General features: G+C 71.7%; 1 protein-coding gene. It reads right to left on the minus strand.

Annotation, left to right across the window (positions count from 1 at the left end; all coding sequences use genetic code 11):
• On the minus strand, positions 1-230 hold a 230-nt coding region (locus tag AB2B41_RS23835), incomplete at both ends, for a hydantoinase/oxoprolinase family protein (RefSeq protein WP_367880296.1).

A 230-nucleotide genomic window follows, 5' to 3' on the forward strand; every position in this document is an offset into this window, starting at 1 on the left:
AGGTCCGCGTCGGTGATGGCAGGACGCGTGCCGCCGCGCTGGTAGCTGGCGGGGCGGGTTTCGGAGCCAGCAGAGTCCGGGCCGGTCTGGATGCGCCCCATGGCATCGACCCAGGCGAGCGCGCCGCCGCCTGCGCCGATCTCGATCATCTCGATCACCGGGATCGGCACGGGCATGCCGGAGCCCTTGGCGAAACGGTAGGTCCGTGCGACCTCGAAGGTGCGGGCGGT

Origin of the sequence: Sulfitobacter sediminis (assembly GCF_040811725.1) — a bacterium.
GTDB classification, from domain to species: domain Bacteria; phylum Pseudomonadota; class Alphaproteobacteria; order Rhodobacterales; family Rhodobacteraceae; genus Sulfitobacter; species Sulfitobacter sediminis.